The organism is Actinoplanes couchii (assembly GCF_016862075.1).
Lineage (GTDB): Bacteria > Actinomycetota > Actinomycetes > Mycobacteriales > Micromonosporaceae > Actinoplanes > Actinoplanes couchii.
In genome coordinates this window covers 1-13984 of record NZ_BOMG01000060.1, presented here as the reverse complement: position 1 = coordinate 13984, position 13984 = coordinate 1, and the positions used below count along the sequence as shown (strand labels likewise).

Here is a 13984-nt window from a genome sequence, read left to right as displayed (position 1 = left end):
CGGGCGTACGGCGGCAGATCAGGGTTTGCGGTTGAAGAGCCTGGTCACGGACTGGAAGCGGAACTGCTGGACCAGCACGGCGGCGACGATGATGCCGCCCTTGACCATGTTCTGCGCCTCGGTGGAGAGGCCGTTGATGGCGAACAGGTTGGTGATGGTGGCGAAGATCAGCACCCCGAGGACCGAGCCGACGATGGTGCCGCGCCCGCCGCTGAGCAGGGTGCCGCCGATGATCGCCGCGGCGATGGCGTCCAGTTCGTAGAGGTTGGCCATGGCCGCCTGGGCCGAGGTGGCCTGCGCGGTGAGCATGATCGCCGCGATGCCGCAGCAGAGCCCGCTCAACGCGTACAGCAGCATGGTGTGGCGTTTGACGTTGATCCCGGCCAGGCGCGCGGCCTCGGGGTTGCCGCCGACCGCGACCGTGCGCCTGCCGAAGGTGGTGCGGTTGAGCAGCACCCAGCCGGCCACCGCGACCGCCGCCAGGATGTAGACCAGGATCGGGATGCCGAGCAGTTTGGTGCTGGCGATGCCGTTGATGAGGTCACTCGACGAGATCTGGGTCTGTTTGCCGGAGATCGACGCCGCCAGGCCGCGGGCCGCCACCAGCATCGCGAGGGTCGCGATGAAGGGCACCAGCTTGCCGTACGAGATGAGGAAACCGTTGACCAGACCGACCGCGATCCCGACCACGATCGCCGTGAAGATCATGCCCCCGGCCCCGAACGACTGGGTGGCCAGCGTGGTGCTCCACACCCCGGCCAGGGCGACGATCGCACCGACCGACAGATCGATGCCACCGCCGATGATCACGAAGGTCATGCCCACCGTGACCACGCCGACCACCGACGCGAGCTGCAGGATCGACAGAACGTTGCTCCACACCCAGGCGGAGTCGCCGTAGAGCTGCGGCTGGGTGATCGCGCCGATCACCAGGAGCGCGACCAGCACCCCGGCCAGGATCAGGTTGCGGCTCACCGACTCGCCGGACTCGCCCGCCCACAGTCGTTTCCTGCCGGTCTCCAGCGCTGTTGCGGTCACGCCGGCGCCCCTTCCATCAGTGACCCCGCCATCACGAGGTCGAGAACCGTGTCTTCGTCGATCTCGGTGGCGGACGCCTCGCGGACCATCCGGCCCTCCCGCATCACCAGCACCCGGTCGGCCAGGCCGAGCACCTCGGGGACCTCGCTGGAGACCAGCAGCACCCCGACACCCTCGGCGGCCAGGTCGCGGATCACCCGGTACAGCTCGGCCCGCGCGCCGACGTCCACACCGCGGGTCGGCTCGTCCAGCAGCAGCAACCTGGTGCCGCCGAGCAGCCAGCGCCCGACCACCACCTTCTGCTGATTGCCGCCGGACAGCGTGCGCACCGGGCGGCTGACGTCGCGCGGCCGCAGTTCCAGGGACTCGGCGATGCGTTCGGACTCGGCCCGTTCGCGCCGGGCGCTGGTGAAGCCGAACCTCGCCAGTCCGGTGAAGGTCGCGAGTGTCATGTTGCGGTGGATCGGTTCGCCGAGCAGCAACGCCTGACTTTTCCGCTCCTCCGGAGCCATTCCCATGCCCGCGCGTACGGCGGATCCGACGTCCCCCGGCCGCAGCCTACGGCCGTCCAGCTCGACCGTTCCGGCATCCGGGCGCCGCGCACCATAGATGGTCTCGAGCAGCTCGGAACGTCCGGAACCGACCAGTCCGGCGATGCCGACGATCTCTCCCGGGCGGACGCTGAGCGAGACGTCGCGGAACTCGCCCGCCCGGCTCAGGTTCGTGACCGTGAGAAGATCGTCCGTGCCGGCCGTGGCGGTTCTCGGTGGGAAGACGTACTCGATGGACCGGCCGGTCATCCTGCTGACCAGCTCCGTGGTCGGGGTGTCCGCGGGCAGGTTCGCCGCGGTGGTCCGGCCGTCCTTGAGCACCGTCACCCGGTCGCCGATCTCGCGGATCTCCTCCATCCGGTGCGAGATGTAGATGACCGCGATGCCCCGGGCGGTCAGCCGCCGGATGATGTGGAACAGGTTCTCCACCTCGTCATGGGCCAGCACCGCGCTCGGCTCGTCCATGATCAGCAGGCGGGCCTCGTGCGACAGCGCCCGCGCCATGCTGACCACCTGTTTGCCGGCGGCGGGCAGGGCGTGCACCATCCGGCGCGGCGGGATCTCCTCGTGACCCAGGGACTTCAGGATCTCGCGGGTACGGGCGACCATGGTCCCGCGGCGGACGAACCCGAACCGGCGCGGCTCGTGGCCGAGGAACACGTTCTCGGCCACCGACAGGTCGCCGACCAGGTCGAGTTCCTGGTAGATGGTGGCGATGCCCGCCTTCGTCGCGGCCTGCGGGCCTCCGAAGGCGACCGGCTCGCCCTGCCACTCGACCGTGCCGGAGTCCGGGCGGTGCACACCCGCCAGCACTTTGATCAACGTGGACTTGCCGGCTCCGTTCTGGCCCAGCAGGCAGTGGACCTCACCGGCCCGGACCTCCAGCTGGACACCGTCCAGAGCCTTGACGCCCGGGAAGGTCTTGACCACGTCGGTCAGCCGTAGGACTGGTCGTTCATCCGGTTCATCGATGGCCGTGCGCATGCTTGCCCCTCCCCACCTGTCCCTGTGTCATCCGTGTTTCCAGCAGGTGTTGTGTGGGCCACACTAAGTGCCATTTGTTCGACTGTCCATAGCTTCTGGACGACAGGCACCTAACTTTTGTTCGTACGAGCAAAAGATGTCCAGAGCGTCCGCATCTGATCACTCAGACCAATTGATCGCCCAGCGGCCTGCGCTGGTAGAGCAACCGCCTGCCGTCCCGCACCGCGACCACCAGCCCGGCGTCACGCAGCATGGTCAGGTGGTGGGAGGCAGTGCCGGTGGACAGGTTCAGCCGGTGCGCCACCTCGCCGGTGCTGTACGGCGCCTCGACCAGGGCCAGCACCGCGGCCCGGCTGGAGCCCAGCAGCGCCGCGGACGACGGCTGCGGGGCACCGGGCAGCCGGAGCATGCCGTGCCCGCGCGGGGCGTACCAGAGGGTACGACCGGTCGGGGCGTCCGGCAGCGCATACACCTCGGCACCGGCGAAACCGGTCGGGAGCAGGGTCAGATGATGACCGTCCAGACTCCACCGGCCGTGTTGGTGCGGGTAGCGCAACTCCAGCGCGGAACCGGTCCAGGCAAGCTCCGGATGCAGACCGTCGAGCATCGCGCGAGCACCGTGACCGACGGCGGCCCGGGCCCGGCCGGCGATCTCGGTTTCGGCCGGCGCCCGCAGCCGGGGCCACCGCAGGACGACCACGGCGGCGAAGTACTCCCGGATCTCGGTCACCGGCAGTGACAGCCCGGCTCGCAGGTCATGACCGAAAACGATCGCCTCCGGCGGCGCGTCGTGTCCCGCCCACGCCGCGGTCACCTCGGCGGCGACCTGATCGAGCGGGCTCGCCGCCACCACGGCCGCACTGGAGGAGATCTTCCCGCCGATCGGCAACGGCGGGCCCGGACCGGAGGCATGGGCCTGGTGATCAGATCGTCGCGTCGTACAGGCGGTGCATCGACCGGATCGCCGACCGGACCTCCTGGAGATGCCGCCCCGCACTGAACGGCTCCTGCCGCATCGCCGCCGGGAGCAGCGCCTGGTCCAGGCCGATCGTCTCGACGTCGCAGCCGAGGATCCGGACCGCGTCACAGTGCTGGAACGGCACGTAGATCGGTGTCGTCACGATCAGAACCGTCGCCCCGATCCCGAGGCTCAACTCCTCGGCCCAGAACTCGTAGGTGTCGGCGGTGTTGGCCCGGTGCCCGGACGCCGGCGCCGCCAGCACGTGCACCCGCGGCCCGCCGTCCAGGCGGTAGATGTGGTGACTCCACGACCGCGGCCCCACCGGGCCGTCGGAACCCGTCCGTGTCGCCGCCGACGCGGTCAGCCCGAACGCGTCCCGGACCCCCTGGTCCAGCGCGTCCACCTCGTGACAGTCCGTCTGTTTCGCGAGCAGCGCCCGCTCCGCCGGGCCGCACGGGCGGAAACTGCCCAGTGCGGCGACCGCCCCGACCTTCAGACCATCGGAGACCAACCGGGCGGCGTACGCGGCACGTTGCAGGCATCCCTGGGCCAAACCGCCGAGAACCAGCAGATGGTCGTACGAATCCCGGCGCGGCGGCTGTGGCACGACCAGCCCGAGGGCCCGCGCCGCATCCATGATCAGCGCACTCTCGGCGGCCGAGCCGGTCCAGTCCCGGGCCTCGAACCGCTCGGCGCCGGCCCGGAAATCCCAGTGCCGGGCGGAGAACTCGTCCAGCCAGATCAGCAGTTTCCCGGTCGGCAGCTCCGGCAACTCCCCGCCGAACGCCGCGACCAGGGCCCGCATCGGGGCCGAGGTGATCCAGTGCCCGATGGCCGCCGGATCCGACGGGGGCGACATCTCAGGCATCGCAGAATCCTACGTTCGGCCCTTGACCCACCGAAAATCGGGAGACACCGATGCTCCGGATCCGGAGACTTGCACGGTGACACTCGCTGCTGCCGTACGACAGTTCCGCCCACCCTCACCCCTGGCCGGGCGGCTGGCGGCACAGTCGCTGCTGTTCGCCGTCGGCGACGGCACGTTCATGACCGGGTCGGCGGTCTTCTTCACCCAGATCGTCGGGCTGTCCGCGGCCCAGGTCGGGCTCGGGCTGACCATCGCCGGGATCGCCGCGTTCCTGGCCGCGGTGCCGATGGGCAAGCTGGTCGACAGGTACGGGCCGAAGCGGATGTGGGCGGTCAGCGCGACCGGGCAGGCGGCGATGTTCGCGCTGTGGCCGTTCATCGGCGACTTCCCGGGCTTCGTGGCGATGGCCGTCGGCATGGAGGTGATCAGCGCGCTCGGGCAGGCGGCGCACAGCGCGTACACGATCGACGTCCTGCCCCCGGACGAGCGGGTGAAGTCCCGCGCCTACATGTATTCCGCGCTCAACCTCGGTTTCACCCTGGGCGCGCTCTGCGGCGGTGTCGCGCTGGCGTTCCACTCCAACGACGTCCTGCACGCCCTGCCCTGGTTCACCGCGACGGTCTTCCTGGTCAACGCCGCCTTCGTCACCCGGCTGCCGCGGGCCGCGCACGACAACCGGACACCCGAACAACGCAAGGCGAAGATCCCCGGCCCCGGGCCGCTGCGTAACCCGGGCTGGCTGCTGACCACGTTCTTCGACGGCGTGTTCTGGACCAACCAGGTGCTGCTCAACGTGGTGATCCCGCTGTGGCTGGTGGAGCAGACCGACGCCCCGCGGGTGCTGCTGGCGTTCCTGTTCGGCACCAACACGGTGATGTGCATCTTCCTGCCGATGGCGGCGGCCCGCGGGGTCAGCGACATCCGGACGGCGTTGCGCGCGATCCGGGTGTCGTCGGCGTTCTTCGTGATCTCCTGCCTGATCACGCTGGCCACCCACGACACCGTCGGCTGGTTCACCATCGCCCTGGTATGGCTGGGCCACGTCACCGTGACGGCCGCCGAGCTGTACCTGTCGGCGGCCGGCTGGACCCTGGAGGCCGAGCTGATGGACCCCCGGCAGCGCGGCGCCTACCAGGGCGCGGCCAACCTGAGCGGCACCCTGGGCAAGGTGTGGGCCCCGGCGCTCTACACCTTCCTGGCGATGAACTGGGGCGCCACCGGCTGGCTGATCATCGCCGGCATCATCGTGGCCGCCACGATCGCCGTGCACCCGGCGACCCGGTTGGCCCGCCGCTTCCTGGAACGCAACGTCCCGGCGGAGGCGCTCGCCGACGCCCGGGTCACGTCATGACCCGGGCGTCCACGGCGAGCGGCACGATGTCGGTGCGCAGCCAGGTCTCGTAGTAGTCGTACGGAACAAGGGATTTGTCCCAGGTGGTGGACCGGATGCGCAGCATCGGCGTGGTGTCCGGGATCCGCAGGTGCGCCGCGATCACCGGGCCGGCCGCGACCGCGTGCATCACCCGACGCGCCCCGGCGGCCTGGTAACCGCCGGACTGCAGGGCCGCGGTCAGCGACGACGTGCCCTCACGGACGCCGGTGGCGACGGCGACCACCCCGGCGACACCGGGCGGCGTCCAGTTCGTGCTGAACAGGGCGGGCTGCCCGTCGACGCTGCGCACCCGCTCCAGCACGAACCCGATCGACTTGCGCGGGATCCGCAGGGCCGTGGTGACCTCGTCGGGCAGCCGCTGCTCACCGGAGGACACCACGGTCGTGGTGACGCTCGGGTCGCCGTGCAGCAGACCGTTCTCCAGGAAGCCGCCGAGGCCCTCGATGTGCCAGCCCTGCGGCGCGTCCGGTTCGGCGACGAAGTAGCCACGGCGGGCCACCTTCTGCGCGTACCCGTTCGACTCCAGCATGTCCAGGGCCTGGCGCACGGTCGGGCGGGACAGGGCGAACGTCCGGTGCAGCTCGCTCTCGCCGGGCAGCTTCTGACCGGCCGGCAGCTCACCCGACTGGATGCTGCTGAGGAGCGCCTCGTACAGCTGCACGTAGTAGGGCACCGGGGAAGCGCGCTCGATGTTCTTCATCGCCCCTCCATCGACTTTGAGCGAATCTTACGAATAGCTGACGGCGGCCGTCGCATCAGGCCGGTGACAACGCCGCGTCGTACGACATGGCGCTGCGCGCGGCCCGGTGCTGGCTCATGATCACGGTCTCGGCCGGGGTCGCCGGCACCTCCCGGACAGTTGTCGGCCAGTCCGGCATCGCCCCGGTCAGCGCCCCGCCGGCCTGCACCGCGGCGCCGATCGACACGTACTCCCCCGGCTCGGGAACCAGCAGCGGGACGTCGATGATCTGGGCGAGGACGGTCTGCACCGCGGCGCTGCGGGCGGCGCCCCCGATCAGCAGCAGCCGGTTCACCGGCACCCCGCACGCCCGGGTCGCGTCGATCATGACGACCTGGCTGGCCAGCATCCCCTCGACGACGGCGCGGGCGAAGTTCGGCCGGGTGAAGTTGGCCAGGGTCGCGCCGTGCAGCGACGCGGTGGCGTCCGGCAGGTCGGGGGTCCGCTCGCCCTCGAAATAGGGCAGCATCGTCAGGCCGCCGGCGCCCGGCGGCGCCTGCAGGGCCAGCGCCGACAGTTCGGCGTAGTCGCAGCCCAGCAGGGCGATCCCGGCGTCCAGGTCGCGGGCCGCGTTCAGGGTCGCGGCCAGCGGCAGGTGGTCGCCGGTGGCGTCGGCGTAACTGCACACCACACCCGAGTAGTCGTGCACCGGCCGGGTGCTGCGGCTGTAGACCACCCCGGACGTGCCGAGCGACATCACCGCGTCACCGGGCCGCAGCCGCAGGGCCAGCGCGGCGGCCGCGTTGTCGCCGCTGCCGGGGCCGATCACCAGCCCGGCCGGGATGCCCGGGATGCCGTCGGCGGTGACCCCGGCGCGCTCCAGCGGGCCGAGCACCCGGGGCAGGATCACCTGCTTGCCGAGGGCGTGTTCGACCAGGTCCGGGCAGTAGTCGCCGGTCTCGCCGGACCAGTAGCCGGTGCCGCTGGCCTCGGACCGGTCGGTGACCAGGCGGCTGAAGTCGGCCCGGCCGGGGCCGTGCCCGAGCAGCAGCCAGGTGAGCCAGTCGTGCACCACCGCGACCGCGACGGTGCGGCGGGCGCTGTCCGGGTCGGTGTCGCGCAGCCAGCGCAGTTTCACCACGGTGTCGGACAGGCTGATCGGCAGCCCGGTGCGCCGGACCCATTCGCCGGCGCCGAGTTCGGTGTTCAGGGCGACGACCTGCGGGTGCGAGCCGGTGTCGTTCCAGAGCGGCGAGTCGCACACCACCGCGCCGTCGGCGTCCAGGAAGACCGGGGTGTGCTGCTGGCCGCTGACCGACACCGCCGACACGTCGTGCAGGCCACCGGCCCGGTCGACGGCCAGGAGCAGGGCCTTCCACCACTCGTACGGATCAATGATCTTCTGGGGTGGGTGTGCCGCTCGTCCCTCGCGCACGAGACGGCCGGTCCGCAGGTCGCGGATCTCCACCTTGCAGCTCTGTGTCGACGAGTCGATGCCGGCGACGAGAGTACGGCTCACCATGACAGTTGCCCGAGGTTACGCACGGCGGGGCGGACCGATTCGCGCCACTCCTGCAGCCGGGCGTGCCGGCCGGCGTCGGCGTGCACCGGTGACGGGTCGCAGGACTCCCAGTTGCTGGCCTTGCCGGAGGCCAGGGCCTGTGCCCCGCGGGAGACGACCTCGGGGAACTTGGAGACGCTCAGGTCGGCGCCGAGGACGTCCGCCTTCAGGTGCAGCCAGAGCCGGTTCTCGCTGGCCGGGCCGATCACCTTGATGGTGCTGGCGTCGGTCCGGAACAGTTCCAGGACCTTGGCGAACTGGATGGCCAGGCCAAGGAAGCAGCCGAAGACGATGTCCTCGGCCCGGACGTCGTTGCCGAGGTTGGCGATGATGCCGCGGGCGGACGCCGACTTGTCCGGCGGCGGGCTGCCCCGGAACTGCGGGATCACGATCGGGACGGCGGCCAGGTCGATCTGCCCGGACAGGTACCGTTCGCTCAGCGCCGCCACACACGTGGCCAGCATCGACTCGGACATGCCGAGCATCCGCTGCAGGGTGGCGAAGGCCGATCCACCGGTCGGGATCGAGGCGAACTGGGTGTACGCCGACCCGTCGCAGGCCAGCCCGTTGGCGAGCATCGACCGGGCGGAGTAGGCGTCCAGGCTGGGCCGGTCGTTGAGCAGCAGCACACCCTCGGTGGTGCCGGTGGAGTTGAGCACCTCGCCCTTGCGCAGCCCGGCGCCGACCGCGCCGACCATGTGGTCGTGCCCGGCCACGTGCACGCTGACCTCGGCCGGCAGGCTGGTCTCGCGGGCGAACCCGGGCGTGATCTCCTGCCCCTGCCCGGCCCGGCGCAGCTCCGGGAAGATCTCCGGGCGCACCCCGCCCAGGACGCCCATCTCGGCGGACCAGACCCCTTCCCGCAGATCGAGCGCCATCGTACGGCTGGCCAGCGAGTACTCCGCCCAGCGCTGCCCGGTCATCCAGGCCGCCACGTACTCGGACACGTTCAGCCAGCGCAGGTCGTCCAGGGCGTGGTCGGTGTGCGCGACCGCCCAGGCGACCTTCGACAGCGAGTAGTTGGCGTTCGGCGGCAGCCCGGTCAGCTTGTAGATCCGGGTCCGCTGGCCGCGGTCCAGGCCCTCGATCATGGCCGCGCCCCGCTGGTCGTGCCAGAGGATCATCGGGGACCGCAGCGCCAGATCCGGGCCGACCAGGCCACCGGACTCGCCGACGCCGGCGATGGCGATCCGCTCGACGCTGTCGCGGTGGGCCGGGTCCAGGTTCCGGATGAACCGCACGATGATCGACAGGAGGGCGTCCACGTCGTAGACGGTCCCCCAGGCGTCGGCCGTGTTGGGCGTGGGCTGCTTGTCCGACGCCAGCTGGTCACCGTCGCCGTCGAAGAAGCCGAGTTTGATCCGGGTCGTGCCGATGTCGATCGTGATCGTGGGTTTCATCGTTTCCGTCTTCTCAGCAGCTTTGTTCGGTCAGCAGCCTTCTTCTCAGCGCGCCAGTTTCGGGTTGAAGGTCCGGATCCGGTTCTCCACCACGTCGGTGATCGCGGTGACCGCCTGCTGCGAGACGCGGATCAGGGCGTATTCGTTCGGGTTCGCCGCGTACGCCTCGCCGAAGGTCCGGATCATGGCGTTGCGCAGGTCGCTGGCCACGTTGACCTTGACGACGCCGAACTCGGCGAGCCGGCCCAGCTGCTGGCGGGGCAGACCGGAGCCGCCGTGGATCACCAACGGCACCGCGCTGGCCTGCTGAACCTTTCGGAGCAGATCCATGTCGATGCGTACGTCCGGGGCATAGCCGTGCACGTTGCCGACGGAGACCGCGAGCATCTCGCATCCGGTGGCGGCGACGAACTCCGCGACCTGGTCCGGGTCGGTGGTCGCCTCCCGCTCCGGGCCGAGATCGTCCTCCTTGCCGCCGATGCTGCCCAGCTCGACCTCGAGGGCGAACTGAGCCGGAGTCAGCTCCCGCGCCTTGCGGGACAGGTCCACGTTGGTGTCGTACTCGTGGCCGGAGGCGTCCATCATGATCGAGGTGAAGCCGGCCGCCAGGGACTGCGTCACGTCGTCGAGGGTGCGCCCGTGGTCCAGGTGCAGGGCCACCGGCACGTCCACCTTCGCGAGGCGGCGGCTCACCATGTCGTGGATGTACTCGTACCCGGAGAGCACCGCGTTGGTCGGCGCGCACTGGATGAACGTCGGGACACGGGTGTTCTCGATGGCTTGGACGATGCCCATCGTGGTCTCGATGTTGGTGGTGTTGAACGCGCCGGCCACCAGCCCGCGGGACACGCACTGCTCGATGACCTCAAGCCCACTGACCAGGCCCATGTCTATTCCTTACCGGTGTCGAGGGTCTTGGCGCCGGTCATGATCGCGACGCCCTCGGTCATGTCGTGGCTGGACGGGGTGATCACACCGGCCCGGCGGCCCAGCCGCTGGATGTGGATCCGGTCCGCGATCTCCCACACGTGCGGCATGTTGTGGCTGATCAGAATCACCGGCAGCCCCCGGTCGCGCAGAGCCCGGATGGCGTCCAGCACCAGCCCCGACTCGCGCACACCCAGGGCGGCGGTCGGCTCGTCGAGCAGCACCAGCTTGGAACCGAAGGCGGCCGCCCGGGCCACCGCGATCGCCTGCCGCTGGCCGCCGGAGAGGGTCTCCACCCGCTGGCCCGGGTTCTGGATGGTGCGGATCCCCAGTTGCTGCACCGCGGCCATCGACTTCTCCCGCATGGCCTTGCGGTCCAGCATCCGCAACACCGAACCCAGCGGGCCGGCCTTGCGGATCTCCCGGCCCAGGAACATGTTGGAGGCGATGTCCAGCGCCGGCGACATGGCCAGCGACTGGTAGACGGTCTCGATGCCCATGTCCTTGGCATCCTGCGGGCGCCGGAACGACACCCGCTTCCCGTCGAGTTCCAGGGTGCCCTCGTCCGGCACCAGCGCCCCGGTCAGGCACTGGATCAGCGTCGACTTGCCGGCGCCGTTGTCGCCGATGATCGCGAGCACCTCACCGGGGAAGACGTCCAGGTCGACGCCGTCCAGCCCGACCACCCGGCCGAACGTCTTGCGGATGCCCTTCGCGGACAGCACCGGCTGTTTCGTGGTCACTGTCATGTCCGCACCTTCCGGATCCACTGGTCGGCGGCGACCGCGGCGATCACCAGGATGCCGACGGCCAGGACGCGGTACTCGTCGTCGAGACCGGCGAGGGTCAGGCCGATGGCGAAGCTCTGCACGATCAGCGCGCCGAGCACCGTGCCGACCACGCCGCCCCGGCCGCCGAAGAGGCTGGTGCCGCCGATCACGACGGCGGTGATGCTGGCCAGGTTGGCGTCCACGATGCCGTTCGGCGAGGCCGCACCGGCCCGGCCGATCAGCACCCACGCGGCGATGCCGTAGATGATCCCGGCGACGATGTAGACGCTGAGCAGGACGCGGCTGACCGAGATCCCGGCGAGCCGGGCGGCCTCCGGGGCGTCACCGACCGCGTAGACCCGCCGGCCCCAGGCGGTGAACCCGAGGGCGAACCCGACGGCCAGGTAGACCAGGCCGACGACCAGGATGCCGACGTTCAGGTCGAGCCCGAGGAACGGGATCCGGGTGCCGGCCGCGGTCATCGCCTCCGGCATGTCCCGGCCCTGGACCGTCGATCCGCCGGTCAGCATCAGCGTGATCGCGGTGAAGACGCTGAGCGTGCCGAGCGTGACGATGAACGGCGGCAGCTTCAGCCGGGACACCAGCGCCCCGTTGAGCAGGCCGCACAGCGCGCCGATCAGGATGCCGACGGCTATCGCGGCGGGCGCCGGCAGGCCGTGCTGCGAGGCCAGCAGCGCCGAGGACATGCAGCCCAGGATCGCCGCCGCGCCGACCGACAGGTCGATGCCGCCGGTCAGGATGATCAGGGTCTGGCCGACCGCCAGGGCGGCCACCACCGCGGTCTGCTGCAGCAGCAGCGAGATCGCGCGGGGCTGGGCGAACGCCGGGTTCAGCAGGGTGAACACCGCGACCGACAGGACCAGCAGCACCAGTGGGCTGACCCACGGGTTCTCGTGCAGGAAGTGCTGGGCACGCAGCGCCGGGGACGCCGCTTTCTTGGTGGAGGTCATGTCACCAGCAGGTCTTCGTGGCGTCGGCGGTGGTGGTCGAAGTGACCCCGGCCTGGGCCTTGTCGGTGATCAGTTCGGTGCCGGTGTTGTAGAAGTCCAGCCCGTCGGAGACCGCCGGCAGCGCCTTGCCGGCCACCTTGTCGGCGACCGCCTTCACGCCCAGCTCGGCCATCTTCACCGGGAACTGCATCGAGGTGGCGGCGATGACACCCTCCCCGACGTTCTTGACACCGTCGCAGGAGCCGTCGATCGAGACGATCGTGACCTTGTCCTGCATCCCGGCGGCCTGCAACGCCTTGTACGCGCCGGACGCCGACGGCTCGTTGATCGTGTAGACCAGGTTGATGTCCTTGTTCTTGGTCAGGCAGTTCTCCATGGCGGTGCGGCCACCGTCCTCGGCGCCGGTGGTCGGCTCCTGGCAGGCGATCGTGTAGGTGCCGCCGGCGTAGTTGCCGGTCTTCGCCTCGTCGCCCTTCTTGGTCTTGTCCGCCAGGTCGATGCCCATGCCCTCGAGGAAGCCCTGGTCCCGGTTCAGGTCGGTCTGGATGGTCCGGTCACTGAACTGGTCCAGCAGGGCGATCACCGCGGGCTTGCCGGCCAGGTTCGCCTTCGACCACTCGCCGATCAGCTTGCCCGCTTCGAAGTTGTCGGTCGCGAACGTGATGTCCGCGGTGTCGATCGGGTCCGGCGGGGTGTCCAGCGCGATCACCGTGACACCCTGGGCGCGGGCGTCGGTCATCGCCTTGTTGACGGCCGGGCCGCTGGGCAGGATCAGGATGCCGTCCTGGCCCTTGAGCACCGCGCTCTCGATCTCGTCGATCTGCCCCTGCTCGTCGCCGTCCTTCTTGGCGGCCACCACGGTCAGCTCGACGTTGTTCTTCGCCGCCTCGGCCTTCGCGCCGTCGGCGAGCGCGGTGAAGAACGGATTCTGCAGGTCCTTGAGGATCAGCGTCACCTTCGCCTCGCCGCCCTCGGCGGCGGGGGTGCCCTCACTGCCACCACAGGCGGCGAGGCCGGGGATCAGCAGGGCGGAGACGGTAAGGGTGGTGAGGGCACGGCGGTGCCAGGAGGTACGAGTCATCGAGGTGTCTCCTTGAACGGAGGCTACGTGGCCTCACGAGTTGACGTTGTGACCTTAGGCATGCCCTCCCCTACATGTCGATACTGTACGTACAAATATTACGAGCAGGTTTTCCGGTCGGGCTGGTAAACGTGCTTTTTTACCCTTTTATCGGCATATCTTGCCGTGGGATGGTGGCCTGGTTCGGATCGGGGACAGTTCTCCGTCGCTCCGGCCGCTCTCGCCGGACAGTCGGGGAATGGGGCTTCCACCGTTCTCGACGACCACCTGGCCGCTGCCGCGCGGCCACTACTTCGGCCTGATCTCCGGGCCGGCCGCCTCCCGGGGCGGCTTCACCGCGGACGAGAAGACGTGGGTCCGCGAGATCCAGCGCCAGCTGATCCGCAAGCGCTGGGTGCCGGGCGTGACCGACCCGGACTCCGGCTGGGCCGACGGCCTCTTCGAGAAACCCACCGCGGACGCGGTGGCCCGGTTCCAGCGGGCCGAGATGCCCGGCACCAAGTTCTTCGGCCAGATCTGGGCGGACGATTTCGCCCGCCTCTTCACCCCACCGGCCCAGCCCCCGTCACCCCGCCGGGACAAGGCCGAACGGGACCAGGGCGACATCCGCCTCACCCGGCACAACAGCCACGACGCCGACCAGGGGTAGACACACCACCCGGAAGACCACGACCCGGCCCGACCGGCACCGCTCCACCCGTTCCCCCGCCCCGCCGCACCATCCGGACCGGCGTTGAGAACGACGGCGGCCGAGCGGCCCGGATCCGACCACCAGGCCGGCACAGCGGCGGCCGGGGCCG

Annotated in this window: 13 protein-coding genes; 2 read left to right on the top strand and 11 right to left on the bottom strand. The window is 70.2% G+C overall.

Going from position 1 to position 13984, the window contains the following annotated elements:
• Positions 1-18: 18 nt before the first annotated feature.
• The 4 genes from Aco03nite_RS24755 to Aco03nite_RS24740 form a co-directional block, all read right to left on the bottom strand.
• A complete protein-coding gene (locus Aco03nite_RS24755) occupies positions 19-1038 on the bottom strand; it encodes an ABC transporter permease (protein WP_203798346.1) in 1020 nt (339 codons plus the stop codon).
• A complete protein-coding gene (locus Aco03nite_RS24750) occupies positions 1035-2573 on the bottom strand; it encodes a sugar ABC transporter ATP-binding protein (RefSeq protein WP_203798344.1) in 1539 nt (512 codons plus the stop codon). Before Aco03nite_RS24750 ends, Aco03nite_RS24755 begins: the two co-directional genes overlap by 4 nt.
• Positions 2574-2736: 163 nt before the next feature.
• The gene (locus Aco03nite_RS24745; RefSeq protein WP_203798343.1) at positions 2737-3426 is read right to left on the bottom strand and encodes an ArsR/SmtB family transcription factor; all 690 of its coding nucleotides are present in this window, start codon (positions 3424-3426) and stop codon (positions 2737-2739) included.
• 70 nt (positions 3427-3496) lie between these two features.
• Positions 3497-4402: a hypothetical protein gene (locus Aco03nite_RS24740; protein WP_203798342.1), complete on the bottom strand. Its 906-nt coding sequence runs from the start codon at positions 4400-4402 to the stop codon at positions 3497-3499.
• Between the two features lie 76 nt (positions 4403-4478).
• On the opposite strand from Aco03nite_RS24740, the gene Aco03nite_RS24735 reads away from it, so the two are divergent.
• Entirely contained in the window at positions 4479-5753 is a 1275-nt protein-coding gene (locus Aco03nite_RS24735) for an MFS transporter (RefSeq protein WP_203798341.1), read from the top strand.
• Here the strand turns inward: Aco03nite_RS24735 and Aco03nite_RS24730 are convergent.
• Genes Aco03nite_RS24730 through Aco03nite_RS24700 form a run of 7 tightly spaced genes read right to left on the bottom strand, consistent with a single transcriptional unit; the run spans position 5743 to position 13184 of the window.
• Entirely contained in the window at positions 5743-6495 is a 753-nt protein-coding gene (locus tag Aco03nite_RS24730) for a GntR family transcriptional regulator (protein WP_203798340.1), read from the bottom strand. The two genes, Aco03nite_RS24735 and Aco03nite_RS24730, sit on opposite strands and share 11 nt — an antisense overlap.
• A 55-nt stretch (positions 6496-6550) precedes the next feature.
• Positions 6551-7996: an FGGY family carbohydrate kinase gene (locus Aco03nite_RS24725; RefSeq protein ID WP_203798339.1), complete on the bottom strand. Its 1446-nt coding sequence runs from the start codon at positions 7994-7996 to the stop codon at positions 6551-6553.
• A complete protein-coding gene (locus Aco03nite_RS24720; RefSeq protein WP_203798338.1) occupies positions 7990-9435 on the bottom strand; it encodes an FGGY-family carbohydrate kinase in 1446 nt (481 codons plus the stop codon). Before Aco03nite_RS24720 ends, Aco03nite_RS24725 begins: the two co-directional genes overlap by 7 nt.
• 45 nt (positions 9436-9480) lie before the next feature.
• Positions 9481-10323 carry a class II fructose-bisphosphate aldolase gene (locus Aco03nite_RS24715; RefSeq protein ID WP_203798336.1) on the bottom strand — a complete coding sequence of 281 codons (843 nt, stop codon included), beginning with the start codon at positions 10321-10323 and terminating at the stop codon, positions 9481-9483.
• A 2-nt stretch (positions 10324-10325) separates the two neighbouring features.
• Positions 10326-11111 (bottom strand): ATP-binding cassette domain-containing protein, encoded by a 786-nt coding sequence (locus Aco03nite_RS24710; protein WP_203798334.1) that lies wholly within the window; start codon positions 11109-11111, stop codon positions 10326-10328.
• Entirely contained in the window at positions 11108-12103 is a 996-nt protein-coding gene (locus tag Aco03nite_RS24705; protein ID WP_203798332.1) for an ABC transporter permease, read from the bottom strand. The genes Aco03nite_RS24710 and Aco03nite_RS24705 overlap by 4 nt, the downstream gene beginning before the upstream one ends.
• 1 nt (position 12104) lies before the next feature.
• Positions 12105-13184 (bottom strand): substrate-binding domain-containing protein, encoded by a 1080-nt coding sequence (locus Aco03nite_RS24700; protein WP_203798330.1) that lies wholly within the window; start codon positions 13182-13184, stop codon positions 12105-12107.
• Between the two features lie 238 nt (positions 13185-13422).
• Between Aco03nite_RS24700 and Aco03nite_RS24695 the strand changes: the two genes are divergently transcribed.
• Entirely contained in the window at positions 13423-13833 is a 411-nt protein-coding gene (locus Aco03nite_RS24695; RefSeq protein ID WP_203798328.1) for a peptidoglycan-binding domain-containing protein, read from the top strand.
• Positions 13834-13984: the final 151 nt, after the last annotated feature.

Excerpts from the sequence above, each read along its gene's own strand:
- Aco03nite_RS24750 (WP_203798344.1), bottom strand. The coding sequence starts at position 2,573 with ATGCGCACGGCCATCGATGAACCGGATGAACGACCAGTCCTACGGCTG.
- Aco03nite_RS24740 (WP_203798342.1), bottom strand. The coding sequence starts at position 4,402 with ATGCCTGAGATGTCGCCCCCGTCGGATCCGGCGGCCATCGGGCACTGG.
- Aco03nite_RS24730 (WP_203798340.1), bottom strand. The coding sequence starts at position 6,495 with ATGAAGAACATCGAGCGCGCTTCCCCGGTGCCCTACTACGTGCAGCTG.
- Aco03nite_RS24725 (WP_203798339.1), bottom strand. The coding sequence starts at position 7,996 with ATGGTGAGCCGTACTCTCGTCGCCGGCATCGACTCGTCGACACAGAGC.
- Aco03nite_RS24720 (WP_203798338.1), bottom strand. The coding sequence starts at position 9,435 with ATGAAACCCACGATCACGATCGACATCGGCACGACCCGGATCAAACTC.
- Aco03nite_RS24715 (WP_203798336.1), bottom strand. The coding sequence starts at position 10,323 with ATGGGCCTGGTCAGTGGGCTTGAGGTCATCGAGCAGTGCGTGTCCCGC.
- Aco03nite_RS24710 (WP_203798334.1), bottom strand. The coding sequence starts at position 11,111 with ATGACAGTGACCACGAAACAGCCGGTGCTGTCCGCGAAGGGCATCCGC.
- Aco03nite_RS24705 (WP_203798332.1), bottom strand. The coding sequence starts at position 12,103 with ATGACCTCCACCAAGAAAGCGGCGTCCCCGGCGCTGCGTGCCCAGCAC.
- Aco03nite_RS24700 (WP_203798330.1), bottom strand. The coding sequence starts at position 13,184 with ATGACTCGTACCTCCTGGCACCGCCGTGCCCTCACCACCCTTACCGTC.
- Aco03nite_RS24695 (WP_203798328.1), top strand. The coding sequence starts at position 13,423 with ATGGGGCTTCCACCGTTCTCGACGACCACCTGGCCGCTGCCGCGCGGC.